Below are 25,904 nucleotides of genomic sequence, written 5' to 3' on the forward strand. Positions count from 1 at the left end.
GACGATGCCACGGAGGCCGTGATCTATCAAGACGAGGTCGAAATTCATCGCCATCCAACCCTCACTCGGATGTGGGCCCCGATCGGCCAGCAGCCCGAGGTGCCCGCGCCCGGCAAGAATGAAAAGAAAGTTGTCTACGGTGGGGTGGACTATGCCACCGGCCGGATCGTTCACACCATCGCCGACACCAAGAGCGGCACGAACTTCCTGATATTTCTGACGGCGCTGGTCAGGGTCTATGCCGGCCGAAAGATTCGGCTGATCTGCGACAACGGAAGATTTCACCATACCCAGGCCGTCTACGAATGGCTGGCGGCCCACGCCGACCAGATCACCATCTACTGGCTGCCGCCGTACTGCCCGAGCCTCAATCTCATCGAACGGTTGTGGGGACATCTGAAACGGACGGTCATCGCCAATATCCTGTTTGCAACCGTCGATGATCTCGTAGATGCGTTCCGCCTCGGCATCGCCCGTGTCAATGGCCACCGCGACAAAATGGGATTCATGTACGATCATGACGAAGTTTACAAAAAGGCAGCGTAAAGGATTCTGCGTTTCTACTTAGGCCGGATCGCTGCCGCCCAGTTCCTTCAGCAGCTCCACAATCCGCGTCGTCGTGAATTCGTGGGCGATCTTGGCCCGGTCCACCGCTACCTGCGGGTCCCAGGGGCCGGGTTGGGCCCAGCGGGCGTCTACCTCGATGAACAACTGCCGCACGTCCTCGATCAGGGTCTCCACCTTCACCTCGGCCTGCCAGTTGGGCTTGTCCGGGCCGGGCAGCGGCGGCAGCAGGAGCTTGAGACCGACGGCGTGGACCGGGCGGCCGAGCGGGCTAAGCCGGGCGTCGAGGCCGAGGCAGCGCTGGCCGAGGAAGACGCGGGCGTCGTCGCCGGCGGACTGGGCGGTGAGGCGGATGATGATGCCGGTGGCGACGATCAGTCGCGGGTTGAAGACCGACGCGACCGTCTCCAGGGCGAGCTTGAGATTATCGAGATAGACATCGAAGGGGCCGATGGGGAAGAAATCCTCGAAGTTGAGCAGGTCGGGACTGACCGAAAGCTTGAGTTGGCTGCGCGGGTCGCCCTGCGACTGGGGGCTGACGAGGTGCCAGGCGTTGTCGGCGTATTCCTGCTTGCGCCAGTCGAAGCCTTCGCTGGCCTTGATCTGGAACTGCTGCTTGTGGGCCTTGTCGAGAACGGCGGCCGGGGCGAAACGGACGCCGACATGCAGGCCGCGGGTTTTGATGGTCTGTGGAAGCATTGGCGCACTTGTACCGCGAAGGGGGCGAGGCGGCAATGAGGCGGCGGAGCGGGCTGGAGCGGGCCGGGATGGGCGGCGATCAGCCTCCGGTGGCGGGCTGAGTCGTTGGGACGGCGGGCGGCGTGGGCGGGGTCTGGCCGGCCTCTTCACCGGGCAGGACGCGCACGGGAATCGTCTTGCCGTCAGTGCCAACGGCCTGGCCCGACTTGAGGTCGATGGTCTTCGACATGATCAGGGTCTGATCGTTGGTCGAGCCGGGGGTTGAAGAGGCGGGCGTCGATGAGGCGGCGCCCGGATCGGGCGCGGCAACGGTCAAGGCAGCCGGCGGGAACGAGACGGGCTTGGACCACTCATCGAGACCGGCGAGGCGAAACTTCGCCTGCTGGGGAAGGGGCGTGTTCTTGTAGGCGTCAGCCTCGGCGACCTTCTGGTAGTGCGCACGGGCCGCTGCGAAGTCGCCCTTGTTTTCGGCGAGAACGCCGAGAACGATCTCCGCCTGGCCGCGCGCGACGGCATCGGCGGGGCCGGCCAGGGCGGCGACCTTGGTGTAGGCCTCTTCGGCGGTCTTCTGCCAGTCGGTGGTGGAAGCGGTGGCCTTATCGTTGGCGACGATCTGCCCCATGGCGACTTCGCCGATGCGGCTCCACGCGGCGAGGACCAGGGCCGCATCGCTGCTGGTGGTGGCGACCTCCTTGTAGCGGAGGATGGCGCCGGATGGGTCGGCTGCCAGAGTGCTGTCACTCAGGCTCGCCCAGCCGTCCATGACCTTGGCGCGCTGGCCGGCAATGAACCAGTAGCCGCCGAGAACGACAACCAGGGCGATGCCCCCGCCGAGGAGGAGGTGAATCGCATTCTTGCGGACGTAGTCGCTGACCTGATCGATCTGCTGGGCCAGTTCGTTGGTATGTAATTCGCGCCTTCGTTCGGTCTTCATGATCGGTGGGTGCTCAAATGGTGCTAGTAGTTGGACTCAAGGTGAGGCGTCTTCACGGTGACGACGATCTGCGTGCTGGGTTTGAACAGCTTCGCGGGGATCTTCTCGATGCGAACTTCGCAGGCCTCTTCGAACTTCTTGTATTTCAGGGTGTACACGCCGGAAGCAAGCGTCTCATCGACGAGGCGCCACTGGCCGGAGGGCATCTTGTCGTAATAAAAGTTGCGGACAGACTGGAGATCCTGGCTGCCCATGTAAAAGTGCTTGATCTTGCGGCGACCCTCGGTGTAGCTGTGGTCTGACTTCTCGCGGTCGAGGTTGAAGCCCTTGGGGACCGGCACGTCGGCCACGAAGGGCTGAGCGCGCGATGGGAGAATCGTCGGCGCGCCGGTCTCTTTCTTGCATCCCGGGAGGATGAGGGCGAGCGCCGCAATGTAAAGCCAGGACTTCGATTGGCGGGTCATCGATCTGGACCTTGGCAAAAGGAGGTTGTCAGCTGGTGGACGGCGGCGCTTGCCACCGACAGGACCGCTGCTAACTCACGAGCAGGAAAAGGCTAATGGGATGACGGGCGCGTGTCAATTGCGACGGCGGGCCCTGCGATCATCCCGTAAACGCCCCGAAGGACTAAACGCGCGCCGGTGTCGGCCGGGCGGCGGCCAGCGGTCGGAATGCGGCCTCCAGGTCGGCAATCAGATCGTCAACATCCTCGATGCCGACGGAGAGGCGCAGCAGGCCGTCGGTGATGCCGCGGGCCTCGCGATCGGCCCGGGGAATGCTCGCATGGGTCATGGTGGCGGGATGGCCGATCAGGCTCTCAACGCCGCCGAGGCTTTCGGCGAGGGCGAAGAGATGCGTCTTTCCGGCGATGCTGCGGGCAGCGGCCTCTCCGCCCTTGATGACGAAGGACACCATGCCGCCGAAGCCGCGCATCTGGCGCTGGGCGAGGGCGTGCTGCTTGTGGGAGGTGAGGCCGGGGTAGATAACTTTTTCGACGGCGTCGTGACCCTCGAGCCAGCGGGCGATCTCCAGGGCGTTTTCGCAGTGGGCCTTCATGCGGACTGCCAACGTCTTGACACCCCTCATGACCAGCCAGGAATCGAAGGCGCCGGGCACGCCGCCGACGGCGTTCTGATGGTACTTGATGGTGGTGTAGAGTTTTTCGTCGCTGGTCATCATCGCCCCGCCGACGACGTCGCTGTGACCGCCGAGATACTTGGTGGTGCTGTGAACGACGATGTTGGCGCCCAGCTCGAGGGGCTGCTGGAGATATGGACTGGCGAAGGTGTTATCGACGACGGTGATGAGTTTGGAGGCCTTGCCGATCTCCGATATGGCGGCGATGTCCACGAGATTGAGCAGCGGATTCGTGGGCGTCTCGATCCAGAGCATTTTGGTGTTGGGGCGAATCGCCTTGCGGACGTTGTCCGGGTTGGTCATGTCGACCCAGGAGTATTCCATGCCGTAGCGCTTGAGGACGAGCTCGAAGAGACGGTAGGTGCCGCCGTAGACGTCGTCGGCGCAGACAACGTGGTCGCCCGAGGAGAGGAGGTTCATGACCGCGGCGCTGGCGGCTGTCCCGGAGGCGAACGCGAGGCCGTACTTGGCGCCTTCGAGCGAGGCGAGACAGGCTTCAAGAGCGGCACGGGTCGGATTGCCGGTGCGGGAGTATTCAAAGCCCTTGTGCTCGCCGATGCCCTGCTGGGTGTAGGTCGAGGTTTGAAAGATGGGGACGATGGTGGCGCCGGTGGAAGGGTCCGCTTCCTGGCCGACGTGGATCGCTCGCGTGGAAAATTGCATGGGTGCCTCCGGATAATTTCTTCCGGAGGTCATTGTAGCGATACGGCGAAGCGAGGCCAGCGATGGGGCCGGGGGTTAGTCGGAGAAGATCGACTCGGTGATAGCGACCTGTTCCGGCAACTGGGCGACGACTTCCTGCACCTTTTCCTGGTCGAGGTGGAGGAGTTCGAGCATCGCGTCGTCGTAGGTCTCGTTCACGGCGGTGCCGGAGAAGCCGAGTTGTGCCTGGCATGCCAGGACGTCGGCGACATGGACGAGGGCGCCGAGTTCGCGGGTTGCCGCGGCGAGTTCCATGGGCTTGTGGTGGTAACCGATGGCGGCGCAAAGGTGCATGGGGAATCGCCACTTATTGGCGAGGGCCATTCCGAAGGCCTGGTGGTCGGCGCCGATGATCTCCTGCTCGAGTTCGCAGAAGCTGCCGCCGTCGGCGCGATGGCGCGTGACGACGTCGGCCAACTGCTTCGGGAATACCTGGCGTTCGACAAGAATGCCGAGATCGTGGATGAGGCCGACGAGGAAGCTCTCTTCGACCGGCGGGTGTCCCTGTGCCTTGGCGAGCATTCGGCAGGCGACGCCGACGGCGACGCTGTGTCGCCAGAGTTCCGAACCGCTGAAGCCTTCGATGGAGCTGCCCGCGTTGAACAGGTGCGTCATCGAGGCGGCGATGGCGATGTTCTTCACCGCCGAAAGCCCGAGCAGCACGATGGCGCGATCGACGCTGGCGATCTGGCCGGGCAGTCCGTAGAAGGCCGAGTTGACGACCTTGAGGAGTCGTGCGGACAGGGCCGGATCGTTCTTGATGACTTCGTGGAGGTCGCGGGCGGTCGATTTGGGATTCTCGACGACCTGAATGATCTTGACGGTGACTTCGGGGAGCGTTGCGATCTCGCCGAGATCCGCGATCGCGGAGGCCACGAATTTATCCGTCTCGCTTTTGCCTTTGATCGCCGTAAGCATGACCGACCCTCTCTAGTTTCAGTTGTGCAGGTAAACCCGGTCTGCGGGCAACCTTGCTGCTCAGTATCGGCGCGGCAGCGAGCGACCTTCATTTCTAAACAGTACGATCCAACTGGGCGGGTCGGCACAAACGGCCGGATATTGGAGATTGGAGGTGGGAATACTGTAGAGGGGTTCCGGCGACAATATCGGTCGCTGCGGTGGCGCCGACGACAGCGTCCCAATCGGCGGGTGAGATTCCGTCGCCGGGGCGGCGGACGGTGAGCGAATCCGGACGAATGACGGACCCGGCCGGAATGTGCCGCGCAGCGACGATGCTGCCGCGAGACAGATTGCGGACTTCCACTTCCTTTTCCGTCGGCGCGACAACACCGGAGCCGCGGGCGGCGAATGCTTCCCGGGCGGCGGCCGTGTATTTTGCGAAGTCGTCGGGCGTCAGCGAGAAGAAGTGATCGGGGCCTTCGGCGCTGCGGTCCAGGGTCAGATGCTTTTCAAGGATTACCGCTCCGGCGGCGACGGCGAGCGCACTGAATTCGCGTTCGGCGGTATGGTCGCTGAAACCGACCGGGAGGTTGAACTCCTGAGACAACGCGGACATGCAACGGAGCCGAGTGTGGGAAACCGGCGTCGGATAGGCCGAGACGCAGTGCAGCAACATGAGTCGATCAGCGGCGCCGGCTCGGCGGAAGATGTCGACGGCTGCGCGGACCTCGTCCAAGTCTGCTGCGCCGGTGGAGGCGATGATCGGCAGGCCGGTTGAACCGACGGCGCGAAGGAGGGGGACGTTTACGATGTCGGGCGAGGCGATCTTGATCGCGGCGACGGGAAGCCGGGCGAGCGTGTCGACTTCGGCAACGCCGAAGGGAGTGCACAGGAAGTCGATGCCGAACTCGTCCGCGCGGGCTTTTAGCCGGTGGAAATCATCGGGCGGGAGCTCGAGCTTGCGCAGCATTTCCAGTTGCGAGGATGCGCCGTTGAGGTGAACTTTCTGGTATTGGCAGGTCGGGGCATCCGGCGAGGCGAGACGGTCGGCGGAGAAAAGCTGGAACTTCACGGCGTCGGCGCCCGATTGCGCGGCCGCCTCAATCAGCCTGCAGGCCGTCGCGAAGTCTCCGTTGTGATTGACGCCAGCCTCGGCAATGACGTAGACGGGATGATCGAGGTCGATCAACCGGGAACCGATCTGAGCCGAAGGGGTCTTCTCCATGCTGTTATCATCGGCTTCTGATCGGCAATGGGTTCGCTCCGTTCTGCGGTGATGGTATCATGAAATCGCCGGCGCGGACCGAGAGACTACGGGGATACCGCGATGATTTATCTCGACTACAACGCGACGACGCCGATTGACCCAGCCGTAGCGGATGCAATGCGGCCGTTTATTGAGACGCATTTCGGCAACCCGTCCAGCGGCCATGACCTCGGCAAGAAGGCCAAAGAGGCGGTCGCTTCGGCGCGGCGGTCGGTTGCCCGGCTGATCAATGCCGATACGTCGGAGATCATTTTTACCAGCGGCGGGACCGAGGCCGGCAACATGGCGATCAAGAGCGTCGCCGAGCTTAGCGCCTCGAAGGGACGGCACTTTGTCACGACGGCGGTCGAACACCCGGCGACGATTGAGCCGATGCGCCGGCTGGAGAAACGCGGTTACAGGTTTACGGCGGTGGGCGTCGATGCCACGGGTCGAGTTGATCCTGAGGAAATTCGGCGGGCCATCCGGCCGGAGACGATTCTCATCAGCGTGATGCACGCACAAAACGAGGTGGGCACGCTGGAGCCGATTGCGGAGATTGGCGCGATCGCCAAATCGGCGGGCGTGGCATTTCACGTCGATGCGGCGCAGTCAATGGGCAAGGCGCCGGTTGATGTGAAGGCCATGCAGGCGGATTTTGTCTCCATTGCCGGGCACAAGCTGTATGCGCCCAAGGGGATCGGGGCGCTGTACGTTCGCAGCGGTGTGGAGGTTGAGCCGCTGATTTGCGGCGCATCGCAGGAGTCCGGCCGTCGGGCGGGGACTGAAAACGTCATCATGTCGGTCGGGCTCGGCAAGGCGGCGGAGCTGGCGGCGGCGCACTTGAGTGATCCGACGATTGTGCGGCTGCGCGATCGACTGTGGGCGGGGTTGTCTGAGGCCTTCGGCGATCGAATCGTGCTCAATGGTCATAAGACCCTGCGTCTTTCGGGGACGCTCAACGTGAGCTTCCTCGGATTCGTCGGCGGCGAGCTGCTTGCGCGGGTCCCGGAGATTTGTGCTTCGACCGGGGCGGCGTGTCACTCCGGGGATGCCAAGCCGTCGGCCGTCTTGACGGCGATGGGGATTTCGCGGGAGCGAGCAATCGGCGCGGTGAGATTCTCCATCGGACGACCGACGACGGAGGACGAGATCGATCGCGCGATCGGGCTGATTGTCAGAGCCGCGAATTCAGATCGCCCCATTCATTGAACGCCGCTACCAACCATCACGGAGCGCTACGAATCTGATCGGCCGATCTGCACGTATTCGCGTTGGACGCGCTTGGCTTCTTCGACGTCTTCCACGTTTTCGCTGTGGCATGCATGCTTCTGTCCGCGGTGGGCGAGAAACTCAACCTGCTCCTGGGTGAGGCCGGGGCTCTTCGCGGCCGCCTTTTCTGGAGTGAAGCCTTCGGCCTTGCCGCTGGCCCACTCGGTGATCTCCTTGCTGATACGCATGCTGCACCAGTCGTGGCCGCACATGGCGCAGAAGTCGGTATCGACGTCGAGGTCTTCGTCGTGCAGGGCTCGCGCCGTCTCGCCGTCGAAGGCGATCTCGAACTGCTTCGGCCAGTTCAAGGCGGCGCGGGCGCGACTCATGTCGTCGTCCCACTGGCGGGCGCCCTGAATGCCGCGGGCGACGTCTCCGGCGTGTGCGGCGATCTTGTAGGCGATGCAGCCCTGCTTGACGTCGTCGGCCTTGGGCAGGCCCACGTGTTCCTTGGGCGTGACGTAACAGAGCATGGCCGCTCCGGCGCGGGCCGCCTCGGTGGCGCCGATGCAACTGGTGATGTGGTCGTAGCCGGGGAAGACGTCGGTCACGAGCGGGCCGAGGACGTAGAATGGGGCATCGTCGCAAATGCGCTGCTCGATCTGCATGTTCCAGGCGATCTCGTGGAGCGGGACGTGGCCCGGACCCTCGACCATGGTCTGCACGCCGATTTCGCGTGCGCGAAAGACCAACTCGCCGAGCGCTTCCAGTTCGGCGATCTGTGCCGCGTCGCCGGCATCGGCCAGACAGCCGGGCCGAACGCCGTCGCCGAGCGAATAGGTCACGTCGTACTCCGCCATGATGGCGCTGATCTCATCGAAGAGCGTGTACATGGGGTTTTCTTTGTTGTGGTAGATCATCCACTTGGCAAGGAGCGAGCCGCCGCGGGAGACGAGGCCGGTGATGCGCTTCTTGATGAGGTGCAGGTTGTCCTTGCGGACACCGGCGTGGATGGTGAAGTAGTCGACGCCCTGCCTGGCCTGGCGTTCGACTTCCTTGAGGATGTCGTCGTGGGAGAGGTCTTCGATGTTGCGGCCGATGATCATGCTGTAGATCGGGACGGTGCCGATGGGGATGGTGCTGTGGTCGATGATGGCCTGGCGACACTCGATGAGATTGCCGCCGGTGGAGAGGTCCATGAGGGTGTCGGCGCCGTACTTCTGGGCCCACATGAGCTTTTCGACTTCGAGCTTTGTATCACTGGCGACCGGGGATGCGCCGATGTTGGCGTTGATCTTGGTGGTGATCATGCGCCCGATGCCCATGGGGTCGAGGCGCTTGGGGGCGCGCTGGCCGCGGCAGTAGGCGGCGTCGTTAATGACGGTCCATCGCTGGGTGACGGACTGGTTGACCCAGAAGGAGGAGCCATCGCGGAAACCGGGGTGGCCGGTCGGGGAATCGGGGTGGTCCACGTCGACGACTTGCTGGCGATCGCCGTTGTGGCCGATCGATCGGGTCTTCGGCGCTTCGCCGGCGCTGCCCGCGAGGTGACGGACGTTTGCGGGAATGACGAGGCGGCCGCGGGCGACTTCGTCGCGGATGAACTCAGGCGTGGTGCACTCGCGCTGGGCGACGCGGATCATTTCGGGGGTGATGAGGCCCTTGCGGGCTGCTTTTAGTTGGGTCATTGAATTACCTTTCCACCATTGAAATCTGAATTGGATCGAACGGCTTTGCGCATTCCGGGCATCTTGGCTCCTTCAGCCCCACGAGGAAATAGCCGCAATAGGTACAAGCTCGCGGGTCCGGCGGGGCGCCGACTTGTCGCCAGAATCTGACAACGACAACGGTGCCGGCGGCCAGGATGTGATAGATCACGAAGGCAACTGTCCCGACCGGGCCGATCGACTGGAGCAGCGACCGGACATAGGGCGATGTGATCATCGTGGGCCCCATTCCGGCGGCGAGCATGAACGCAAGTGTTGCGAGAAAGGTCCCAACTACGGCGACACTGAAACGCGGATAGAGCGCTGCGAGTCCGACGATCACGCTTGGCAGGATCACATTGATGACGGCGAAGACGGCCAAGCCGGCTCGTCCAAACTGCGACGCGGCATAGGCCTTCATCGCAGGAAGGGCCAAACCCATTGCCGCCCCACTCAATGGATAGGCAATTAATACGGCCCTCCACCAGCTTGTCCTGACATAGGTCATCTTACCGTGCTCACATTGGACTCTTGCTGCGCAAATTCGCCGTGAAAAAACCGTCGATCTCCGCCCAGCCCTTTTTCGCCTGATCGGCGTTGTAGCCGCGCTTGTTGGTTTCATTGAGGAAGGCGTGGCCTGCGCCGGGGTAGATGTGGTGCGTTGCCTTTACGCCGGCCTCTTTGAGGGCTTTTTCAAACGGGGGCACTTCGATGCCGCGGTCGGTCGCGCCCCAGATGCCGAGCAGCGGGCCTTTGATCTTTTTGAGTTGGTCGACGTCGATGACGGGGCGGCCGTAGCACATGACGGTGCAGGCCAGCTTCGGTTCGGCGATGGCCAGCTTGAGTGCCAGCCCTCCGCCCATGCACCAGCCGATGATGCCGATGCGCTTCTTGTCCACCGACTTGTGCGTCGCCAGATAGTCGAAGGCTGATTTCATGTCGGCGATGGCGCGCTCGTCGGCGAGTCCGCGCATGAGTTCGTGGGCGTGCTCGCCGTCTTCGGCGACCTCGCCGTGATAAAGGTCCGGCGCAATGGCGACGTAGCCCTTGGCGGCGAAGCGATCGGCCTGCTGCTTGACCCAATCGTTGAGCCCCCACCACTCGTGGATGAGGATGATGGCGGGGCCGGGTTTGGCGGACTTTGGGATCGCCGTGTAGGCGGAGAACTTGTGCTCGCCGGAGCCGAGGGTGATTGTTTCTGTTTCGATTTCAGGCTTCGCATCGGACTTGGCTTCCTGCCGCGTCATGGAGCCGGGTTGAGCGCCTGCGTATTGCGGGGTGAGGCAGCAGACAATGAAAACGCATAATGCCTTCAACGGTGCTTGAATGATGGACGACTTGAAATTTGCCCCGAACGGGGCCGACGGCTCGTAGCCACGGGCGAAAGCCCGTGGAGAGTTCGCGTTGTGAACACTGAGCCCCAATGGGGGCGACAGAGCGCCCCGATTCGCGCACTCGTTAGTCCCAGAGGAATCGTTCGTCATAATCCACCTGATGTGCTTTCAAAAGATTCACATATTCATCCTGAAAGGACCGCCCGCGATGGTTGGCATCCTGGTTCGCGATGTATCGTTCCACCGTATCCTTCTGCGACTGGCTCACGGTGAACGCTCCGTATCCATCCTGCCATGCGAAGGCGGCCATGTCCGGGAAAGTCTCATGAACCCATCGCGACGAATTGCATTTCATGTCACGCATTAGATTCGAGAGCGATTCGTCCGTTCTCCAACGAAAAAGAAGATGGACATGGTCCGGCATGCCGCCGATGGCGTAGGAGATGCCGCCCTCACTGCGAACGATGCCGCCAAGGTATTCATGAATGCGGGGTGCGGTATCGGCCTTCATCATCATTTGTCGGCGCTTGGTGCTGAAGACGACGTGATAGAGCAATTTGGAATGCGTTCCGGGCATTCGATTGACTCCGCCGCCCCTTCAGGGCTAGGTCCTTTCGCAACGACTTGGTCCACGGGCTTACGCCCGCGGCTACGAGCCTGAGCCCCTATCGGGGCAAATGCAAGAACGGCTGCGCGCGGGGAACGTAGCGGAAGCAGCGGCCAAGGCTAACATTGTGGAGTACAAGACCGACATGTCGCCCGCTTCCCTACGCACCTCGTTCCGCATTTGCGGACATCGGTGATCAGGTTCTAAGGGTTCCGGCTCGCGCGGCCGGCTCTCAGTCCGTATCTGGCGGACACCCCTAGCGAACGAAATGATCCTAGTTTGAAGCGGCCGGGTTAGCAAGCGATGGCGAAATCAGCCGCTCACTGCGGCTGCGCGGCGAGATGCGCCATCGGCGTCCATTCTTGTGACCGGTGTTCGCAAGACGCCGAGGAACTCGCGCCAGGGGCCGACAGCTTCCTCGTACTGCGTGGCCATGCACTTGGCGATCTGGGCGATGTGGTTCAAATCGTGCGCGACCCAGGTCGAGAGCAGGTTACTCAGCGTGACCGATCCGAGGGCGGGGTGAACGCCTTTTCTGGTGAAGTCATTTTCGGCCAGACCCATTTTTGCGAGCGAGTCCAGATTGGATTTTCGCAGCCGCTCGAACTCATTGAGAAGTTGATCGAGCGATTTGCCCCGGCTGTCTTCGAATTGCGCATAGCGGTCGACGGGATCGAAGGGGCGCGACTCGCCATGTTCGAGGAGGACTTTTATGCGGTGGAGCCAGTCGTTTTTTTCGCCGGCGATGAGATGTCCGACAACGTCGAAGGGACTGAAGGTGTCCTTCCCGTAATTGCTGTGGGTCCACTCGCGGTCGAGGCCGGCGAGCATTGCGCGAAGGACGCCCGGTGTTCGTCGCAGGACTTCGATTGCCGATTTCAGATCGAACTGCATCAGGTTCTCCTGTGGGTCACAAGAAATCTACGATGTCGATGTGGGCGCCTTGCACGAGCAGATTCTGGGCCCGTGGGCGCTGCCCATCATCGAAACTTGTTGCCGCCGATCACGCAGGCTTTCGCACCGACATCATGTAATCCAGCTCGACAGCGGCACCGGCCGCGCGGCGGAGCATGTTGACGGCCTGGGCGCGGTGATGGGTCGAGTGCAGGATGGCCTGCATGATCATGTCGCCGAGGGTGGCCTTAAAGAGGCTGCCCTTGGAGTCGCGGTAGGTGATCGGGTTTTGCAGATCGCCGTCGGTCACTTTGGAGAGAAAGGTTGCCCGCTCTTCGTAGGTCCTCGCGAAGTGGGCGGCGATTTCGGCGACTGGCGTCTTTACGAGTTCATTGGGCCACGGGGTCTCGGTGCGGCCCTGCCAGCGCTGGAGCCAGACGTGCTCGCCGGCGTGAATATGAATCAAGGTGCGGCGCAGACAGCCCAGGCCCATGTCGAAGGGCTGATCGAGCTGGGCGTCGGTGAGTTTTTCGCTGTGCCGGAGGATTTCGCTATTTGCCCAGTTGCTGTACTTGAGGAATTCGGACAGGGTTGCAAGTTGCATGATCAATGCTCCCGTATTCGCGCTAATTGGGATTATCGTTGGAATCCTTGTCTTCCGGGATTGAATCGCGAAACCAGGTCTTCAGAAAGCTGAAAGCGCTGAATGCGAAGATAAGCAGACAAGTCGAGAAACGGGCAACCTCCCAACCGGTGCGATCCTCTCGGAAGAGGCCATTCCAAAACACGGTCGACATGATGCCGAAGAACAGGCACGCGAGAAGCTGAGCAACGTCAACGTAGTAGTGACGCGTAAACATCGTCGGTGCCTCAATTCCTGGGTAGTCTTGCCCAGCCGATCAGGTCCAGGGCCGGTGTCATCGCTCCGACATGCCGGAGCATGTTGAGGGCCTGGGCGCGATGGTGCATGCCGTGGCCGGCGACCTGAAGAATGACTTCGCCGAGCCGTAAGTACAGGCGAATTCCCTCCGCCCCGCCTGCGATAATTTCGCGGTGCAGCGATGCGTCGTCCAGCCCTTCGAGATACGCCCGGCGATCTTGCGTGGTTCGGTCGAACTCGGCCTTGATGTCGCTGACCGGCCTGCCGGGCCGGGGCGGGGCGATGACAATTTGAGCGCCGTCGCGCCAGTTTGCGAGCCAGCCTGACTCGGCGGCGACGATGTGGTGAAGCGTCTTGCGCAGCGAGCCACAGCCGAACTCGAACTCCTTGTCGAGGGCGGCGTCATCAAGCGCGCCTGCGATTGCAAAGATCTGCTCGTTGGCCCAGTCGCTGAAGTCGTGGAGGTATCGAAGCGTGCCGGCGCAGAGGAGGGCCGGGTCGCTGAGCGTCGTGCCGACGATACGCCCTTTGGCGGTGAGTGCGTCAATGGTTCGCTGGTCGGCGAGTCGCAGCGTCGGGCGCTCGATGCGCATGAAAATGTAATCGAGGTTGATAAGCGGCTTACCGATTTGCCGCAGCATGGCCATGACCTGAGCGCGGTGGTGGATGCCGTGGGTGCAGACGTGAAGGAGGATGTCGCAAAGCTTATTGGTGTAGGGATCGCCCTTCATGCTCTTGTAGTTGATGGGTTGGCGCACAGCCTCGTCGGAGAGCCCTGCGAGCCAGGCCGATCGGGCGTCGTCGAGTTTTTGCGAGGCGTCGATGAGCTGGGGAATCGCTGCAAGGTCGCGGGCGTGCGGCATGGCGGCGGCGTTGGCACCGCCGATGCGTTCGAACCAGATTCGATCGGCTCCGTAGATATGACGCAAAGTCTCACGGAGGGAGCCGGGGCCCATGTCGAACTTGCGGTCCAGGGCCTCGTCGGGCAGCTCCTTCGCGGCGGCGAGGATCCGATCATTGGCCCATCGACCATGGCAGAACCACTCGCGGATTGTTTCTACGCGCATATGATTGCACCCAATGGATTAAGTAAACTTGATTACATCGTAGCTAAGTAGAATACTTGCGGCAATTGACGGGTTCACACTATGAGCCAGCTTACCATTGCATGGGCGCTTCCACTGCTGATCGTTGCCATTGTGGCATACCTCATTTTTCGCTCGCGCGGTGGAAAACGGCTCACTTGCACAAAGTGCGGCTACGACCTTAACGAAAACGAGAACGGCCGGTGTCCTGAGTGCGGCGCGACCATTGCCAAACCGATCGGCGAAGTGGGACGCGTGACGATGGAAATCCGCGGCACGGCGATCGGCGAGGTGAAGGTGAACGGTCGAAGGTGGAAGGCAGGTCAGGCCGCGCCGATGATGCCGCTCACCAAGGGCACGAAGGTGCGCGTTGTCGCTTCGAAGGGCATGGTCCTATTGGTCGGTCCGACGAAGACGGGGCCGGGCGGCCGGGTGAGACAGGGCTAACCCGAATATTTCATCAGGTCGGCGTTGAATAGGAATAGAAAAAGCCTCGAAGCCCTGTAGACTGGGGTTTCGTAAGAACATTCCGGTCCATAGGCAGGGAGGCTTTTTCGTGACAGACTGTAACAGCAAACCGATGTTCTTTTCCAGTCTCGGCCGCAAGAAAATCGTGGCCGATTTCACAGGCGGAACGCTCACCTCAGACGCCGGGGGTCTGCTGCTTCGGGAGGTCGAGCGGCGTCTGGGCCTGGTCGATCAACTGGCCGGGGTCATCAACGACCCGCGTGATCCGGCCCGAATTCAACATGACCAGCGGGTCATGCTGGCCCAGCGCATCTTTGCCATTGCGATGGGCTACGAAGATCTCAACGACCATCAAGCCCTGCGGAGCGATCCCGTGCTGGCGGTCCTGACCGGGCGGCCGCCGAGCGCGGATGAGCCGCTGGCCAGCAGTCCGACCTTGTGCCGGCTGGAGAACCGCGTCACGCGCGGCGACCTGGCACGAATGTCGCGTGTGCTGGTGGAGCAGTTCATCGCGTCCTATGAATCGCCGCCGGAGGAATTGATCCTCGACTTCGACGCGACCGACGATCCGATCCACGGCAACCAGGAAGGCCGCTTCTTCCACGGCTATTACGACCACCACTGCTTCCTACCGCTGTATGTGTTCTGCGGCTCGCGGCTGCTGGTCTCCTACCTGCGGCCCAGCAACATCGACGGGGCCCATCACGCCTGGCCCATCCTGAAGCTGCTGGTGCAGCGCTTGCGACAGGCGTGGCCCGGGGTGCGGATCATCGTCCGCGGGGATTCCGGCTTCTGCCGCCGGCGAATGATGAAATGGTGCGACCGGCACGGCGTCAAGTACGTGCTGGGCCTGGCCCGCAACACCGTCCTGGAGAAAGCGGCCGAGTCCTTCATGCAGGCGGCCGAGGCCCAGTTCGCCACCACGCAGCAGAAGGTGCGGAACTTCCACGAGATCGAGTACGCGGCGCAGACCTGGGATCGCCCGCGCCGCGTGATCGTCAAGGCCGAGCGGCTGGTTCAGGGGCCCAACGTTCGATTCGTGGTGACCAACCTGACCGACCGCACGCCGAACGATATCTACGACGGTCTGTACACGGCCCGCGGCGACATGGAGAACCGCATCAAGGAGCAGCAGCTCGGGCTCTTCGCCGATCGCACCAGTTGCCACGCCTTCCTGGCCAATCAGTTCCGGCTGCTGTTGTCCTCGGCGGCCTACGTCCTGGTGGAAACGCTGCGCCGCACGGCCCTGGCCGGCACCGAACTGGCCGAGGCCCAGGTGAACACCATTCGCCTGAAACTCTTCAAGGTCGCCGCGCGGGTGGTCGTCTCCGTGCGCCGCGTCGTACTGCGACTGTCGAGCAGCTGCCCCCTGCAGGACCTGTGGCGATCCCTGGTTCCACGACTCCGCCTGATCCCGCCCGCCCCATCATGACCCGAAAAACAACCTGATCACCGCTTGGGGGTAAGGGGGCTCTGCGCGCCCCAACCTCCACCTTCATCCCTCCGCTCACGCACAAAGCCGAAAAACTCCGTCCATCACCATTCGAAGATCACTGATGAAATATGCGGGCTAATGCGATGTGACTTTTCGGCGAACCTGCCGACTTGAGAGATGAGGCTGAATCACAGGGCCATCTTGAGCGGCATACCGTAGATGCTGGCTTCGAAGACCATTTCGCCGTCCAAGTACGACTGCACGTCGCACACGAATCTGCGCTTGCGTGCCTCGGTCATCCGCCCCACCAGGATGATTTGTGCAGGTGGAATGACGCTTCCACGGAACTTGCATTTTTCGACGCCGCCGAATCCGAGGAAGTAGTCCGCCTCGAACGGCGCGAATTCGTGCTGTACGAAGCCGGCTAATTGCGCCGCACACTCCAGCATGAGGACGCCTGGAAAGATTGGATGGCCGGGCATGTGACCGCGACACCACCATTCATCGGGGCGCACGTTTCGAATGCCCGCCGCGTGGTGAAGCGTGGTATCGACGTGGATAATCCCATCGAGTTGGGCAAACTCGAAGCGCTGGGGCAAGTATTTATAGATTTTATCCCGGTCGTGCAGAATCCGGCCTGTATCAAGGGTCGACGGGTCGATGATGGGCGGGGGTGGCATGTCGGGGCGCTCTATTGGGGGGCACTCGATCTTGCCCGTCCGGTGATGATTCCTGGGCGTGAACCGTTGAAAGAGTCCCAGGACTGATCGCCGGGCGCGAGATCAGAATGGACCAACATCGCTCGGCCTTAGATCAATTGACCGGGGCAGAATCCACTACGGGCGACCCCGACGCTTCAATACTTATGACGCGGCGTCGTCCGTGGAACGCACTTCAAGAATCTTCTTGCGCACGTTCTGTGCGGCATTCTTGATATCCTGCATCGCCTTCCGAACGCGGGTTCCGGCCGCCTTGTTGCCGCCTTCGGCCTTGGCTACGTCATCCGCGCATGCTTCCACAAGTTGCTTGAGGGCTTCATATTCCTGCATGGATCGCTCTCCTGATCCTGTTGCGATGGGTTGTAAAGACCAGTTGCTGCTTCGGCACGGCCCATTGCCGGGCAGAAGTTGGGCAGAGTCTAACCGAGGCGTATTCCGAGTCAAACCCCCAAAACGTCGATTTTGGCATTATAAATGGGGTCCACTGGGCAGGATTGGGTGAAAAATGGCGGTTTTGGCGGTTTGCCAAGGGCGGATTCTCGGCCTCCAGGGCCATATTCCTGGTTCTCTCGGCCGACCTCATGTACTGCGTGTTGAGGCGTTTTGAAATATCAGGCTGAGGGAATTGTGCAAGAATGTCGCGCGGCGTCTCACGCGAGCTACCGTCTGCGGAGGCGCCGTTTGTGGCCCTCATCGGCGGCCTTGAAGGATCACTCGCCATCCAGTAGCATTTGGCGATCGGTGGCCGGTTGAGCCGCCTGGCTGTGAGAGAATCGGCTTCCGCAAAGGGATATTCCCGTGCATTATCCACATCGCAAGAGCTATCGTAAGCGACTTCGCAAACAGGGTTTCCGCGCCAGAATGCGAACCGCCGGCGGCCGAAAGGTTATTTCGCGAAAACGCGCTCGCGGCCGACAAGTCAACGTTCGGGCAAAGTACTAGCCCCGACAACTCCCCTGTTCTTATTTACCTCTCTGCCGCCACGGTCGTTTTTCGCCCGTGGACCCATGACTGTCTTGCTGTTTCTCAGATCGCGTTCCTTTGGGCTGGAGGAGACCACGGCGGCCGTCTCAGACGTTCACTTTCGAGCGACCTCCCAGATTTCGTGTGTCCTTCGCTACGGTCCTGCGGCGGCATATTCACTTGCGGAATCGCCCCCGCTGGGCTTGGGCGGGCGGACACGCCGATGTAGAATCATGCGCTGATCGCGCACGACCTGCCCCTTTTCGCGGGATTCCCAGAGGGGACTGGGCCCACGCTAACGATGGCGTTGCACGGAGGCGACCCATGATCTGGCTTGAGAGCAAACCATCCGCAGCGGGTACGACGGTCTCGATCGTCGCGGCGTCGCTCATGGGTCTTGGCGTGGTCATGGTCTTTAGTGCCGGGGCAAGCCTGACCGCCCCACCGATCACCGATCGAATTCTCTCCAATCCATCTTTCCGCCAGGCGACGTTCACCTTCGCTGCGCTGGTTACGATGCTCATGGTCGGATTATGCCCTTACCACTCGTGGCGGATTCGGCCGCGTACATGGTTTCAGCCGACCGTTTTCCTGGCGCTGATCACGATCGGCCTGTTGGTCGCGGCGCTGATTCCCGGCATCGGCGAGGAGCGCAATGGCGCGCGGCGCTGGCTTTCACTGGGCCCCGCGAACGCAGGCCTGAGCTTTCAGCCGTCCGAGCTTGCCAAGCTCTCGGTCATTTTGCTGATCGCGGGGATCTGCGGACAGATGGGCGATCGGATTCGCAAGTTCTTCACCGGCCTGTTGCCGCTCATGTTCATTCTGGGCATTTACGGCGCCTTGGTGGGAATCGAAGACTTTGGAACGGGCGCACTGCTCCTGCTCGTCGGCGGCTGCATGTTGCTCGGTGCCGGGGCAAAGGTCTGGCACCTGGCACTGACCTGTCTGCCGGCGGTGGCGGGGATGTGCTATCTCCTCGCGGCCAAGGCGTATCGGCTGGAGCGACTCAAGTCGTTCCTGGACCCGTTCGCGGATGCACAGGGCAGCGGCTATCACCAGGTGCAGTCGCTCATCACCATTGCGTCGGGCGGATGGTGGGGGCAGGGACTTGGCGCCGGCATTCAGAAATATGGCTATCTCCCCGAAGGCCGAACGGACTTTATCTTCGCGGTGATCTGCGAAGAGCTGGGGCTGGTCGGCGGGTTGGCGGTGCTTGGGCTTTTCGCCGTTCTGATCTGGAGCGGGCGAAAGGCGATGAACAATGCGGATACGGAGTTCGGCAGGCTCATCGCCCTTGGGGTCACGCTGACATTCGGGTTTCAGGCTGCTATCAACGTCGCCGTGGTCACGGTGTCGGTTCCGACCAAGGGAATCGGCCTTCCGCTTGTTTCCGCGGGCGGCACCGGGGTGATCCTTTACGGCCTGCTACTCGGGCTTCTCATTAACGTCGCGCGGCGTCGCATCGGAGCGACAGCGACCGAATTTTCCGGGCTGACAGCCGCCCCGGCGCGCGGCCAAGCAGATATGCGAGATTTCCCCAGTCACGCAGCGCTCTCCGCCCAGCTTTGATCCCGGGCCATCGGTGATATGCTGGAGGCGTCATGAGCGCGACACGACCCTGGTTTGTTATTGCGGGCGGCGGAACCGGCGGGCACCTTTTTCCCGGGCTGGCGGTTGCCGAAGCATTGCGCGCCATTCAGGAAGACTTCGAGATCACCGTCTTCGGTACAAAGCGGCCGATCGATGAGATGCTGACCACGCGTCGCGGGTATGAGCTTGTTCCTCAGCAGGTGCGCGCTTTCCCGGCGAAGATCTGGCAATGGCCTGGATTTCTTCGGGCGTGGCGTCAGTCGATGAAGTACGCCTGCCATCGTTTCAACGAGCGCACGCCGGCGGTCATTCTCGGCCTTGGCGGATACGGCTCGGGGCCGGCCATTACAGCGGGAGTGAAGCTGGGAATACCGACGGCTCTGTTCAATCCGGACGCCGTGCCCGGTCGGGCGAATCGCAGATTTGCGCCGAAGGTGAATCAGGTTTATGTGCAATGGTCGGACTCGCAGAATCAGTTCGGCGATGGGATCGACGTGCGCGTGACGGGCTGCCCGATCAGACCGGAGTTTGGGAAGACCAATCGCCAGGCGGGCTGCCGGGCGCTCAAGCTTGATCCGGAACGGCCGACGCTGCTGATTACGGGCGCGTCGCAGGGCGCGCGATCGATCAACGAGACGATGATCGAGCTGATGGACCTTTGGAGAGTTGCGACGGAATGGCAGATCGTGCATTTGACCGGGTCCGCGGATAAGGAATCAAGTGCCGCGAAGTACAAGGGGGCGGGGGTCAAGGCGACCGTGATCGCGTTCACGGAGCAGATGGCCCACTGCATGGCGGCGGCGGACATCGTCATTTCGCGGGCGGGCGCGTCGACCCTTGCGGAGATTACGGCGATGGGATTGCCGTCGGTGCTGCTGCCCTATCCGTTCGACCGGAAGCGCCATCAACACGCGAATGCGAAAGTGCTGGTGGATGCCGGCGCGGCGGAGATGATCGACGACACCAATGCGCCGAAGAAGAATGCCGCGAAACTTCGAGACTTGCTCCGTCAACTCATGCAGAGTGAACATCGGCGATCCCGGATGCGCCAGGCGGCGTCGGCGCTGGGGCGACAAACTGCGGCGGCTGAAATGGCGCACCTGCTGCACGAACTGGCGCGAACCGGGCGCTAGGCGAAGTGGATTTTACGTAGAGGATTGATTAGACGCAGACGACTTCCTTGATCTCGGGAAGCCGGTCCTTCAGGGATTGCTCGACGCCCATCTTGAGGGTCATGCCGCTGGACGGGCAGCCGATGCAGGCGCCGAGGAGCCGGACGCTCACCACGCCGTCGTCGCCGACATTGACCAACTCAATGTCGCCGCCGTCGCCCTGCACGAACGGGCGAAGCTCAGCGATGATCTTCGCGACTTCCTTGCTCAGGCTTTCATGTGTTCGGGCCGTTGGCGTCAAGAACTTATCTCCCATCAGAAGGGCCACCTTGGACATTATAACGACGGTGGAGTCGGTTCGCCAAGCGAGGCCGGTTTTTCCGTCAGGCGCTGCATGTGGGCGGGCGCTTCGCTCTTTAAGGGAAAGACGCGCCGCAGAAAGTCGATCATGACCGGTAATGTGCGCTGGCTCTCGATGCCGTTAAACCGCAGACCCCAGCCGTGCCCCGACCCCTTCGCCCGGACGATCTCGCAGGGGCCGTCGACTTTGCGGATCGCCTCGGCAAGCAGCTCAGCCTGCGAAAACGGCACGACTGTGTCCCGATCGCCGTGGACGATCAGGACCGGCGGCGCATCGTGTCGGACATAAGTGATCGGCGAGGCCGCGGCCCACTTGTCCGGGCAGTCATCTGGAAGGCAACCCAGAAAGCCCTCCCCGATTTTTCTGACCATCCAGCCGCCCTGACTGTAAAGCTCGGGCATGTTTGTGGGGCCGTAGATATCAATGGCTGCACAGACGTCGGAGCGCACGCCGGGATGGGAATCGTCGCCGAAGGCGGCATGATCTTGGGCAAGAGCAAGCAGGAGGGCCATGTGACCGCCGGCGGATTCACCGCAAGCGGCAATTCGATCGGGATCGATACCGTAGTCGCTTGCCTTCGAGCGGAGAAACTTCACGGCGGCGAGGGCGTCCTGCACCGGGGCCGGATAGACGTCGCCGTCGAGCCAGAGTCGGTAGTCGGCGGTCGCCGCGGTGTAGCCCATGGAGGCGAAAAAGGCGGCCATCTCTCGGTTGTAGCCGCGATCCCCCACCGCCCAGCCGCCGCCGTGAAAAATGAGAACGGCGGGTCGCGGGGTTGGGGCGTCGAGCGGAACAAAGATGTCCATGAGGATCGGCTTCTCGCCGCGCCGGACGAACTCGACGTTGTCAAAGGACTGAGTTTCGTAGAGGCCGAGGGGAGGCTTGGCGCAACCGACTGAGATTGTGCAGACGGCGAATGTTAGAAGTTGGAGATTCCGCAAGGCTTTTCTCATGGACCCTTCCTTGATGCTTGGGCAGATCGTGCCGCGATCTTAGGTTGCGGGAGTAGCATCCGGCAACGCGGCGCTTGTTTCAAGGAAGGGCGTGCCACATTCCGGGCATGCCCCCGAGCGGATCTGGTAAAGCGGGTAGCCGCATTTTTCGCAGTGTTCTTCCTCGATCTCAATGGTGATTTTGAGTCCGCAGCCGGTGCATGATGATCGGCCGGCGGAGAACTCCTGCGACCTATTGCAGCGCGGGCAGGTCATGCTGAATGATACCCCGGAGGTGAGCAGCACGGGAGTCACCTTTGCATTTCCAGTCTGATGCAAGATCGGAATCGTTACACACCCACACCCGCAGAGAATGGTAAGCGTGGCCATCAGTTGAAACCACGCATCAGGCAACCCGTAAAACTGAAGCGCCAATGTAGCCAGTTGAATTGTGAGCAACGCGGCTAGAATGAGCGTCGCGCGCCGTACCCACAACCACTGTCGCTTTAATCTTGCCAACGACGTTAACGCATTTAACACGAAGCAGCCGGATAGTGCCCATGCGCCAACCACGACCCCTTCCGGATTGTAATGATCGCGTGCCGGCCACGAATACCGCGGAATCCAGATGAGGAGAAGCGTGATCGCCACTGCGAATAGAATTGAAATATACGCAACATATCCTAGAGTGCGCCAACGATTGGTGAGCATGGGCATGGTCACGGCGACCGAGGCGACGACACCGACCCCTATTGCGAGAAGCGACTGGAGAGTCTGCTCGGATGTGGTTCTGAACGGCCCAAGAAGAATCACTGATGTCCCGAGAAAACCGATGGTGCAAATAAACAGAACGCGAACCAGGAAGAGCTGACGGAGTTTCTCAGCCGACAATTCCATAGCGCACCAATCGTTCCGTAATACCCATACGAAATCTCCATTCCCGGAACGCCGCTCAATTGATCCGCAGCCGCGAATCCATCGAAAATGGCGTCTTCCGCCCGCAAATGTCTGACTCGACGCTTAGGCCCATTGCGCCCTAGCGTTTGGTCGGGGCGGACGCCGTGACGATCGCGGGAGCGAGATAATCGCGTGCCCAATTGCGAGCCAGCCATCCAATGTGACCGCCGTCGTGGCCGGTTTTGATCCAGTCAAGCTCCCAGGCGATCTGCGTCAGGCCAGACGTTTCGCGCAGCTTTCCCTCACCATCCAGAAAGCCGACGTGCCCGGCGGATGATGTATTCTTGCGGTCGATGGTGCCGAATACCTGCGTGCCGACGCCGAGGATGAACCAGTCGGCGGCGCTGTAGAAGTTAATAACGCCATGACTACATCGAGAAAGGACGTGGGCGAGGTCATGATCGGGTGCGACCGCGGCGCCGATGAGGATCAATCGGTCGAGCGTAACGTCATTCGGCAGGACCTCGGCGGCCATGACAGCAAGACCGCCGCCACCGCTGAACCCGATCAAGGTGACCGGTTGATCGGGAAATTCCCGGTGATAGTCGGCGATGCGCGTGGCGATGCGCTGGGCTCGCTTCTGGTTCTCCGCGTAGTTGGTCAGGTTCTGGATCGAGTGCAGGGGCGGCGAGCCCCAGGGGATGATGTCGATCTCGCGGTCTAGCCCGGCGTCGCGCAGACCGTTTACAGTGCCGGTCAGTTGCCACTTGTTGCCCTCGACACCGGGGAGGATGACGACGAGGCCCCCGCCTGAAGCAGTCACCTGCGAGGGCTTGGGGTCGGCGCAACCGGTTGGTAGCAATACGGCTAGGACTCCGAAGAAAAGGAGGAAACAGTTGGCCCGACGATCGATCGCGCTCATGGTCGGTCCATTCTACGCCGGACCGCTGGTCGAGTGGGCCCGATTGCCGCGCGGGGAGACGAGTCGCAGGCACCAGGCGATCAGAATCGCATTTGCAATGAGGAAAACGAAGAAGACGATCATTCCACCCTTGCCCGCTGCCTCGGCATGCTGGGGGTAGAGCGGCTCCAAGTCGGTCGCGGCTAGGCGGATGGCCTCGCGGACCACGGACATACACGTAACGGTAAGTGCGACGCCCAATGTGATTGCCCAAAGCGATCGGCGACAGAACATTTGCTGGCGTCCCTGATCGACCCAGCCGACGATTTGTATCGCGAGTCCGATGATCGCGCATATCAGGAAGGGCCTGGCCAAAGGACCGGTGATCGCCTGCCGGGCGTGTTCGTTCATGCGGAGCCAGTAAAGCCACCCACAAGTGCCGCTGAGGATCATGCCCCATATCGCCAATCGGGACAGCATGCGCGTCTGCGATACGGCGATCACTTGCCCGCGGCGCTGGGCGACGCACAACTGCCATCCGACGAGCAGGCACATGGTTGGAATCGCCCCGACCGCCCACAGGCCCAGCCGTGGAAGCAACTGCGGATGAGAGTAGACCATGGACCCGGACTCATAAAGCCCGGGCCACGAGCCTGTATCGGTGCTGAGCAGGTGATTCTCCGTCCACGAGAGTCCGGTGAAGGCGAAGCACGCCAGCGCCCCCATGCTGATCGTTGCGAGCGCAAGAGTTGACTGCCGCGCGATCCATTTCGTTTTCAGCAGGTAGAGCAGATAGAACCCCACAATGAGGACGGGCAAGATTGCCATCCAGCGATGGAACAGGAGCAGGTTCGCCGTGTAGAAGTTCTTCTTGTAGAGAATCTGCACGAAGAGGAGCGGGGCCACGCCGGCGGTGATCGCGGCACTGGTCGCGAAGGTCATCCAGTCGGTCAGAATCGAACGCGCCGACATGGCGCCGGGGGTTTCCAGTTTCTTGCCGCGCGCGATGGAGGACACGGCCAGATAGCCTATGCCCGCGAGGACATAGTTCATGAACACGACGTGGATGATCAGCGTACCGACGTAAATCGCAAGGTAAAACGCCGTAGGGCCGGGAAAGCCGAGCGGAAAGAAGCGGTCCATCAGTTCACCTCCTTCACTGCGACCATTTCCGTCGAGGGGCGCGTCCCGGCTTCCTCCAGCCACTTGCGGATTTCGGGCAGGTTGGCCGGCGCCGCTTCAGCGGTCCACCGATCAGGCCTACCGGCATTCTGCCAGTCGAGGAATTGGACCAGCGACTCCAGCTCCCCCGGGGTCCCGGCGAACGGCGGCATGAACGGCTTGGTGCGCTGTAACTGGGCGATGTTCATCCGCTTCTGCACCGGCGTCCACGAACCGGTCAGGTGAGTCATACCGTTGACGCCGTCGATCGTGTGACAAACACTGCACTGGAAGCGAAAGACCTTTGCCCCGGTGCGAACCTGGTGCGTCGGATACGCGGCGGCGTCCTTTAAGGGAAAGGGGTCGCCCGCGGTGCATCCGACTTCGCGCAGGTATACCACCTCATCTTCGCGAATCGAATTGGAGTAGAGATACTCGCGAATGGTGAAAGGCTTGCGCACGCCTTCGCGGACGAACTCGCCGCCTGCCGTGGCCCCGAACGCCAGGGCGAGAAGCAGTGTCGCCGTCGCGCCGCTCACCAAGAGCTTCTGCCAGATCAGGCCGACCAGCGCGTAAAGCCCAATCAACAGGGACGCCCCGATCGCGAAGGCCATAAACATGGTCATGGCGGCGCTGCCGCCCAGCACCCACGAACGGCTGTCCTCGGGAATCACCTGCAAGAACCAGATTCCGAGAAACGGCATCAGCACCATGGGCGCGAGACAGACGGACACCCGATTGATCAGCTCCCGGCGCTGCTCGCGGCCGAGGCTCGTCATGGTGTTGATCAGCACGCACGCCACCAGGGAGGCAATCGTGATCGAGACGATGGTGCGGAAGATCAGCGAAGGCCAGAAGCTCGGATTGAAGAAACCCGACCAGACCGTCCGATCGGCGACCCACTGGCCGGGCGTCAACTGCCACGAGAGGATTCCATTGATCCAGAAAAGACTGAACCACGCCGCAATGGAATAGAGCACGAGAAGGGTCATCCTTGCCCGATCGGAGAGGTTCTTGCCGCAGCGGTAAAAGCTGTATCCCGCGACAATCTCCAGACAGAAAAACGTCCACTCCGTCGCCCAGATCCAGTGGAATTCGTCGACCATGACGCCGATGGTCCGCGGGCTGATCTGAATGGTCGTGAACCACATGCCGACGCCGGTCAGTGCGCCGACGACAAAACTGATGAGCACAAGAAACTTGAAATAGCCATCCAGAAAAGGTCTTGCCAGGGCACACCTGCCCGACTGGGCAAGCCACTGGAAGTAGCACATCAGCAGGCCGCCGCCAATCGCGAACTGCGCAAGAAAGACGTGAAGAATCCCGAGACTGCCGATGACCATCCCCTTGATAACCGGGCCGAAGTCGTTGACGGGATAGTACGGAACATCCATGTCAAGCGCGCTCCTGTTGACGGTTTCGAGACGAATTCGTCGAGCGATACCGGATGATAGCGACTGCCAAC

29 protein-coding genes and 1 riboswitch are annotated in these 25,904 nt (G+C 61.7%); of the genes, 7 read left to right on the plus strand and 22 right to left on the minus strand.

Going from position 1 to position 25,904, the window contains the following annotated elements; all coding sequences use genetic code 11:
* Positions 1-18: 18 nt before the first annotated feature.
* On the plus strand, positions 19-546 hold the full coding sequence (locus HS101_18855) for an IS630 family transposase (GenBank protein MBE7508323.1): 528 nt from the start codon (positions 19-21) through the stop codon (positions 544-546).
* An 18-nt stretch (positions 547-564) separates the two neighbouring features.
* Here the strand turns inward: HS101_18855 and HS101_18860 are convergent, their stop codons facing one another.
* The 6 genes from HS101_18860 to HS101_18885 all read right to left on the minus strand — a co-directional run bounded on the left by HS101_18860 (position 565) and on the right by HS101_18885 (position 6,161).
* Positions 565-1,263, minus strand: coding sequence for a hypothetical protein (locus tag HS101_18860; GenBank protein ID MBE7508324.1), 699 nt, complete (start codon positions 1,261-1,263; stop codon positions 565-567).
* A 79-nt stretch (positions 1,264-1,342) separates the two neighbouring features.
* Positions 1,343-2,197: a hypothetical protein gene (locus tag HS101_18865; GenBank protein ID MBE7508325.1), complete on the minus strand. Its 855-nt coding sequence runs from the start codon at positions 2,195-2,197 to the stop codon at positions 1,343-1,345.
* Positions 2,198-2,220: 23 nt separating this feature from the next.
* Positions 2,221-2,661, minus strand: coding sequence for a hypothetical protein (locus HS101_18870; GenBank protein ID MBE7508326.1), 441 nt, complete (start codon positions 2,659-2,661; stop codon positions 2,221-2,223).
* A 163-nt stretch (positions 2,662-2,824) separates the two neighbouring features.
* Positions 2,825-3,997 carry a cystathionine gamma-synthase gene (locus HS101_18875; protein MBE7508327.1) on the minus strand — a complete coding sequence of 391 codons (1,173 nt, stop codon included), beginning with the start codon at positions 3,995-3,997 and terminating at the stop codon, positions 2,825-2,827.
* A gap of 75 nt (positions 3,998-4,072) precedes the next feature.
* Positions 4,073-4,954: an HDOD domain-containing protein gene (locus HS101_18880; GenBank protein ID MBE7508328.1), complete on the minus strand. Its 882-nt coding sequence runs from the start codon at positions 4,952-4,954 to the stop codon at positions 4,073-4,075.
* A gap of 94 nt (positions 4,955-5,048) precedes the next feature.
* Entirely contained in the window at positions 5,049-6,161 is a 1,113-nt protein-coding gene (locus tag HS101_18885; protein ID MBE7508329.1) for an N-acetylneuraminate synthase family protein, read from the minus strand.
* A 102-nt stretch (positions 6,162-6,263) separates the two neighbouring features.
* Here HS101_18885 and HS101_18890 point away from each other — a divergent pair, with 102 nt between their 5' ends.
* Positions 6,264-7,394 (plus strand): cysteine desulfurase, encoded by a 1,131-nt coding sequence (locus HS101_18890; GenBank protein MBE7508330.1) that lies wholly within the window; start codon positions 6,264-6,266, stop codon positions 7,392-7,394.
* Positions 7,395-7,420: 26 nt separating this feature from the next.
* Here HS101_18890 and thiC read toward each other — a convergent pair whose 3' ends face one another.
* The 8 genes from thiC to HS101_18930 all read right to left on the minus strand — a co-directional run bounded on the left by thiC (position 7,421) and on the right by HS101_18930 (position 13,882).
* Positions 7,421-9,037 carry a phosphomethylpyrimidine synthase ThiC gene (gene thiC, locus HS101_18895; GenBank protein MBE7508331.1) on the minus strand — a complete coding sequence of 539 codons (1,617 nt, stop codon included), beginning with the start codon at positions 9,035-9,037 and terminating at the stop codon, positions 7,421-7,423.
* 49 nt (positions 9,038-9,086) lie between these two features.
* On the minus strand, positions 9,087-9,608 hold the full coding sequence (locus HS101_18900) for a hypothetical protein (protein ID MBE7508332.1): 522 nt from the start codon (positions 9,606-9,608) through the stop codon (positions 9,087-9,089).
* Between the two features lie 10 nt (positions 9,609-9,618).
* Positions 9,619-10,347 carry a dienelactone hydrolase family protein gene (locus HS101_18905; protein ID MBE7508333.1) on the minus strand — a complete coding sequence of 243 codons (729 nt, stop codon included), beginning with the start codon at positions 10,345-10,347 and terminating at the stop codon, positions 9,619-9,621.
* A gap of 211 nt (positions 10,348-10,558) precedes the next feature.
* On the minus strand, positions 10,559-11,011 hold the full coding sequence (gene tnpA / locus HS101_18910) for an IS200/IS605 family transposase (protein MBE7508334.1): 453 nt from the start codon (positions 11,009-11,011) through the stop codon (positions 10,559-10,561).
* Between the two features lie 170 nt (positions 11,012-11,181).
* A riboswitch (TPP riboswitch) is annotated at positions 11,182-11,309 on the minus strand.
* A gap of 44 nt (positions 11,310-11,353) precedes the next feature.
* Positions 11,354-11,935, minus strand: a complete 582-nt coding sequence (locus HS101_18915) for a DinB family protein (protein ID MBE7508335.1) — start codon at positions 11,933-11,935, stop codon at positions 11,354-11,356.
* A gap of 109 nt (positions 11,936-12,044) precedes the next feature.
* Positions 12,045-12,539, minus strand: coding sequence for a DinB family protein (locus HS101_18920; GenBank protein ID MBE7508336.1), 495 nt, complete (start codon positions 12,537-12,539; stop codon positions 12,045-12,047).
* A gap of 22 nt (positions 12,540-12,561) precedes the next feature.
* On the minus strand, positions 12,562-12,795 hold the full coding sequence (locus tag HS101_18925; GenBank protein MBE7508337.1) for a hypothetical protein: 234 nt from the start codon (positions 12,793-12,795) through the stop codon (positions 12,562-12,564).
* A 10-nt stretch (positions 12,796-12,805) separates the two neighbouring features.
* On the minus strand, positions 12,806-13,882 hold the full coding sequence (locus HS101_18930) for a DinB family protein (protein MBE7508338.1): 1,077 nt from the start codon (positions 13,880-13,882) through the stop codon (positions 12,806-12,808).
* Between the two features lie 81 nt (positions 13,883-13,963).
* Here HS101_18930 and HS101_18935 point away from each other — a divergent pair, with 81 nt between their 5' ends.
* Together HS101_18935 and HS101_18940 are read left to right on the plus strand one after the other, a co-directional pair.
* Positions 13,964-14,347 carry an NfeD family protein gene (locus tag HS101_18935; protein MBE7508339.1) on the plus strand — a complete coding sequence of 128 codons (384 nt, stop codon included), beginning with the start codon at positions 13,964-13,966 and terminating at the stop codon, positions 14,345-14,347.
* Between the two features lie 133 nt (positions 14,348-14,480).
* Positions 14,481-15,800 carry an IS1380 family transposase gene (locus tag HS101_18940; protein MBE7508340.1) on the plus strand — a complete coding sequence of 440 codons (1,320 nt, stop codon included), beginning with the start codon at positions 14,481-14,483 and terminating at the stop codon, positions 15,798-15,800.
* A gap of 191 nt (positions 15,801-15,991) precedes the next feature.
* Here HS101_18940 and HS101_18945 read toward each other — a convergent pair whose 3' ends face one another.
* Positions 15,992-16,483 carry a beta-hydroxyacyl-ACP dehydratase gene (locus tag HS101_18945; protein MBE7508341.1) on the minus strand — a complete coding sequence of 164 codons (492 nt, stop codon included), beginning with the start codon at positions 16,481-16,483 and terminating at the stop codon, positions 15,992-15,994.
* A gap of 183 nt (positions 16,484-16,666) precedes the next feature.
* Positions 16,667-16,852, minus strand: coding sequence for a histone H1 (locus HS101_18950; GenBank protein ID MBE7508342.1), 186 nt, complete (start codon positions 16,850-16,852; stop codon positions 16,667-16,669).
* A 468-nt stretch (positions 16,853-17,320) separates the two neighbouring features.
* On the opposite strand from HS101_18950, the gene rpmH reads away from it, so the two are divergent.
* The 3 genes from rpmH to HS101_18965 all read left to right on the plus strand — a co-directional run bounded on the left by rpmH (position 17,321) and on the right by HS101_18965 (position 20,208).
* Positions 17,321-17,464: a 50S ribosomal protein L34 gene (gene rpmH / locus HS101_18955; GenBank protein ID MBE7508343.1), complete on the plus strand. Its 144-nt coding sequence runs from the start codon at positions 17,321-17,323 to the stop codon at positions 17,462-17,464.
* Positions 17,465-17,809: 345 nt separating this feature from the next.
* Positions 17,810-19,054: a cell division protein FtsW gene (locus HS101_18960; GenBank protein ID MBE7508344.1), complete on the plus strand. Its 1,245-nt coding sequence runs from the start codon at positions 17,810-17,812 to the stop codon at positions 19,052-19,054.
* A gap of 32 nt (positions 19,055-19,086) precedes the next feature.
* On the plus strand, positions 19,087-20,208 hold the full coding sequence (locus tag HS101_18965) for a UDP-N-acetylglucosamine--N-acetylmuramyl-(pentapeptide) pyrophosphoryl-undecaprenol N-acetylglucosamine transferase (protein ID MBE7508345.1): 1,122 nt from the start codon (positions 19,087-19,089) through the stop codon (positions 20,206-20,208).
* A 28-nt stretch (positions 20,209-20,236) separates the two neighbouring features.
* On the opposite strand, the gene HS101_18970 is transcribed toward HS101_18965, so the two are convergent.
* The 6 genes from HS101_18970 to HS101_18995 form a co-directional block, all read right to left on the minus strand.
* Positions 20,237-20,458, minus strand: a complete 222-nt coding sequence (locus HS101_18970; protein ID MBE7508346.1) for a NifU family protein — start codon at positions 20,456-20,458, stop codon at positions 20,237-20,239.
* Positions 20,459-20,523: 65 nt separating this feature from the next.
* Entirely contained in the window at positions 20,524-21,501 is a 978-nt protein-coding gene (locus HS101_18975) for an alpha/beta hydrolase (GenBank protein ID MBE7508347.1), read from the minus strand.
* Positions 21,502-21,540: 39 nt separating this feature from the next.
* Positions 21,541-22,377, minus strand: coding sequence for a hypothetical protein (locus tag HS101_18980; protein MBE7508348.1), 837 nt, complete (start codon positions 22,375-22,377; stop codon positions 21,541-21,543).
* 139 nt (positions 22,378-22,516) lie between these two features.
* The gene (locus tag HS101_18985; GenBank protein ID MBE7508349.1) at positions 22,517-23,299 is read right to left on the minus strand and encodes a hypothetical protein; all 783 of its coding nucleotides are present in this window, start codon (positions 23,297-23,299) and stop codon (positions 22,517-22,519) included.
* Between the two features lie 12 nt (positions 23,300-23,311).
* Entirely contained in the window at positions 23,312-24,421 is a 1,110-nt protein-coding gene (locus HS101_18990; GenBank protein ID MBE7508350.1) for a hypothetical protein, read from the minus strand.
* The gene (locus HS101_18995) at positions 24,421-25,833 is read right to left on the minus strand and encodes a cytochrome c (protein ID MBE7508351.1); all 1,413 of its coding nucleotides are present in this window, start codon (positions 25,831-25,833) and stop codon (positions 24,421-24,423) included. The genes HS101_18990 and HS101_18995 overlap by 1 nt, the downstream gene beginning before the upstream one ends.
* Positions 25,834-25,904 lie beyond the last annotated feature (71 nt).

Source organism: Planctomycetia bacterium, assembly GCA_015075745.1.
GTDB lineage: Bacteria > Planctomycetota > Phycisphaerae > UBA1845 > UTPLA1 > UTPLA1.

Excerpts from the sequence above, each read along its gene's own strand:
- HS101_18860 (MBE7508324.1), bottom strand. The coding sequence starts at position 1,263 with ATGCTTCCACAGACCATCAAAACCCGCGGCCTGCATGTCGGCGTCCGT.
- HS101_18865 (MBE7508325.1), bottom strand. The coding sequence starts at position 2,197 with ATGAAGACCGAACGAAGGCGCGAATTACATACCAACGAACTGGCCCAG.
- HS101_18870 (MBE7508326.1), bottom strand. The coding sequence starts at position 2,661 with ATGACCCGCCAATCGAAGTCCTGGCTTTACATTGCGGCGCTCGCCCTC.
- HS101_18875 (MBE7508327.1), bottom strand. The coding sequence starts at position 3,997 with ATGCAATTTTCCACGCGAGCGATCCACGTCGGCCAGGAAGCGGACCCT.
- HS101_18880 (MBE7508328.1), bottom strand. The coding sequence starts at position 4,954 with ATGCTTACGGCGATCAAAGGCAAAAGCGAGACGGATAAATTCGTGGCC.
- HS101_18885 (MBE7508329.1), bottom strand. The coding sequence starts at position 6,161 with ATGGAGAAGACCCCTTCGGCTCAGATCGGTTCCCGGTTGATCGACCTC.
- HS101_18890 (MBE7508330.1), top strand. The coding sequence starts at position 6,264 with ATGATTTATCTCGACTACAACGCGACGACGCCGATTGACCCAGCCGTA.
- thiC (MBE7508331.1), bottom strand. The coding sequence starts at position 9,037 with ATGATCCGCGTCGCCCAGCGCGAGTGCACCACGCCTGAGTTCATCCGC.
- HS101_18900 (MBE7508332.1), bottom strand. The coding sequence starts at position 9,608 with ATGACCTATGTCAGGACAAGCTGGTGGAGGGCCGTATTAATTGCCTAT.
- HS101_18905 (MBE7508333.1), bottom strand. The coding sequence starts at position 10,347 with ATGACGCGGCAGGAAGCCAAGTCCGATGCGAAGCCTGAAATCGAAACA.
- tnpA (MBE7508334.1), bottom strand. The coding sequence starts at position 11,011 with ATGCCCGGAACGCATTCCAAATTGCTCTATCACGTCGTCTTCAGCACC.
- HS101_18915 (MBE7508335.1), bottom strand. The coding sequence starts at position 11,935 with ATGCAGTTCGATCTGAAATCGGCAATCGAAGTCCTGCGACGAACACCG.
- HS101_18920 (MBE7508336.1), bottom strand. The coding sequence starts at position 12,539 with ATGCAACTTGCAACCCTGTCCGAATTCCTCAAGTACAGCAACTGGGCA.
- HS101_18925 (MBE7508337.1), bottom strand. The coding sequence starts at position 12,795 with ATGTTTACGCGTCACTACTACGTTGACGTTGCTCAGCTTCTCGCGTGC.
- HS101_18930 (MBE7508338.1), bottom strand. The coding sequence starts at position 13,882 with ATGCGCGTAGAAACAATCCGCGAGTGGTTCTGCCATGGTCGATGGGCC.
- HS101_18935 (MBE7508339.1), top strand. The coding sequence starts at position 13,964 with ATGAGCCAGCTTACCATTGCATGGGCGCTTCCACTGCTGATCGTTGCC.
- HS101_18940 (MBE7508340.1), top strand. The coding sequence starts at position 14,481 with ATGTTCTTTTCCAGTCTCGGCCGCAAGAAAATCGTGGCCGATTTCACA.
- HS101_18945 (MBE7508341.1), bottom strand. The coding sequence starts at position 16,483 with ATGCCACCCCCGCCCATCATCGACCCGTCGACCCTTGATACAGGCCGG.
- HS101_18950 (MBE7508342.1), bottom strand. The coding sequence starts at position 16,852 with ATGCAGGAATATGAAGCCCTCAAGCAACTTGTGGAAGCATGCGCGGAT.
- HS101_18960 (MBE7508344.1), top strand. The coding sequence starts at position 17,810 with ATGATCTGGCTTGAGAGCAAACCATCCGCAGCGGGTACGACGGTCTCG.
- HS101_18965 (MBE7508345.1), top strand. The coding sequence starts at position 19,087 with ATGAGCGCGACACGACCCTGGTTTGTTATTGCGGGCGGCGGAACCGGC.
- HS101_18975 (MBE7508347.1), bottom strand. The coding sequence starts at position 21,501 with ATGAGAAAAGCCTTGCGGAATCTCCAACTTCTAACATTCGCCGTCTGC.
- HS101_18980 (MBE7508348.1), bottom strand. The coding sequence starts at position 22,377 with ATGGAATTGTCGGCTGAGAAACTCCGTCAGCTCTTCCTGGTTCGCGTT.
- HS101_18985 (MBE7508349.1), bottom strand. The coding sequence starts at position 23,299 with ATGAGCGCGATCGATCGTCGGGCCAACTGTTTCCTCCTTTTCTTCGGA.
- HS101_18990 (MBE7508350.1), bottom strand. The coding sequence starts at position 24,421 with ATGGACCGCTTCTTTCCGCTCGGCTTTCCCGGCCCTACGGCGTTTTAC.
- HS101_18995 (MBE7508351.1), bottom strand. The coding sequence starts at position 25,833 with ATGGATGTTCCGTACTATCCCGTCAACGACTTCGGCCCGGTTATCAAG.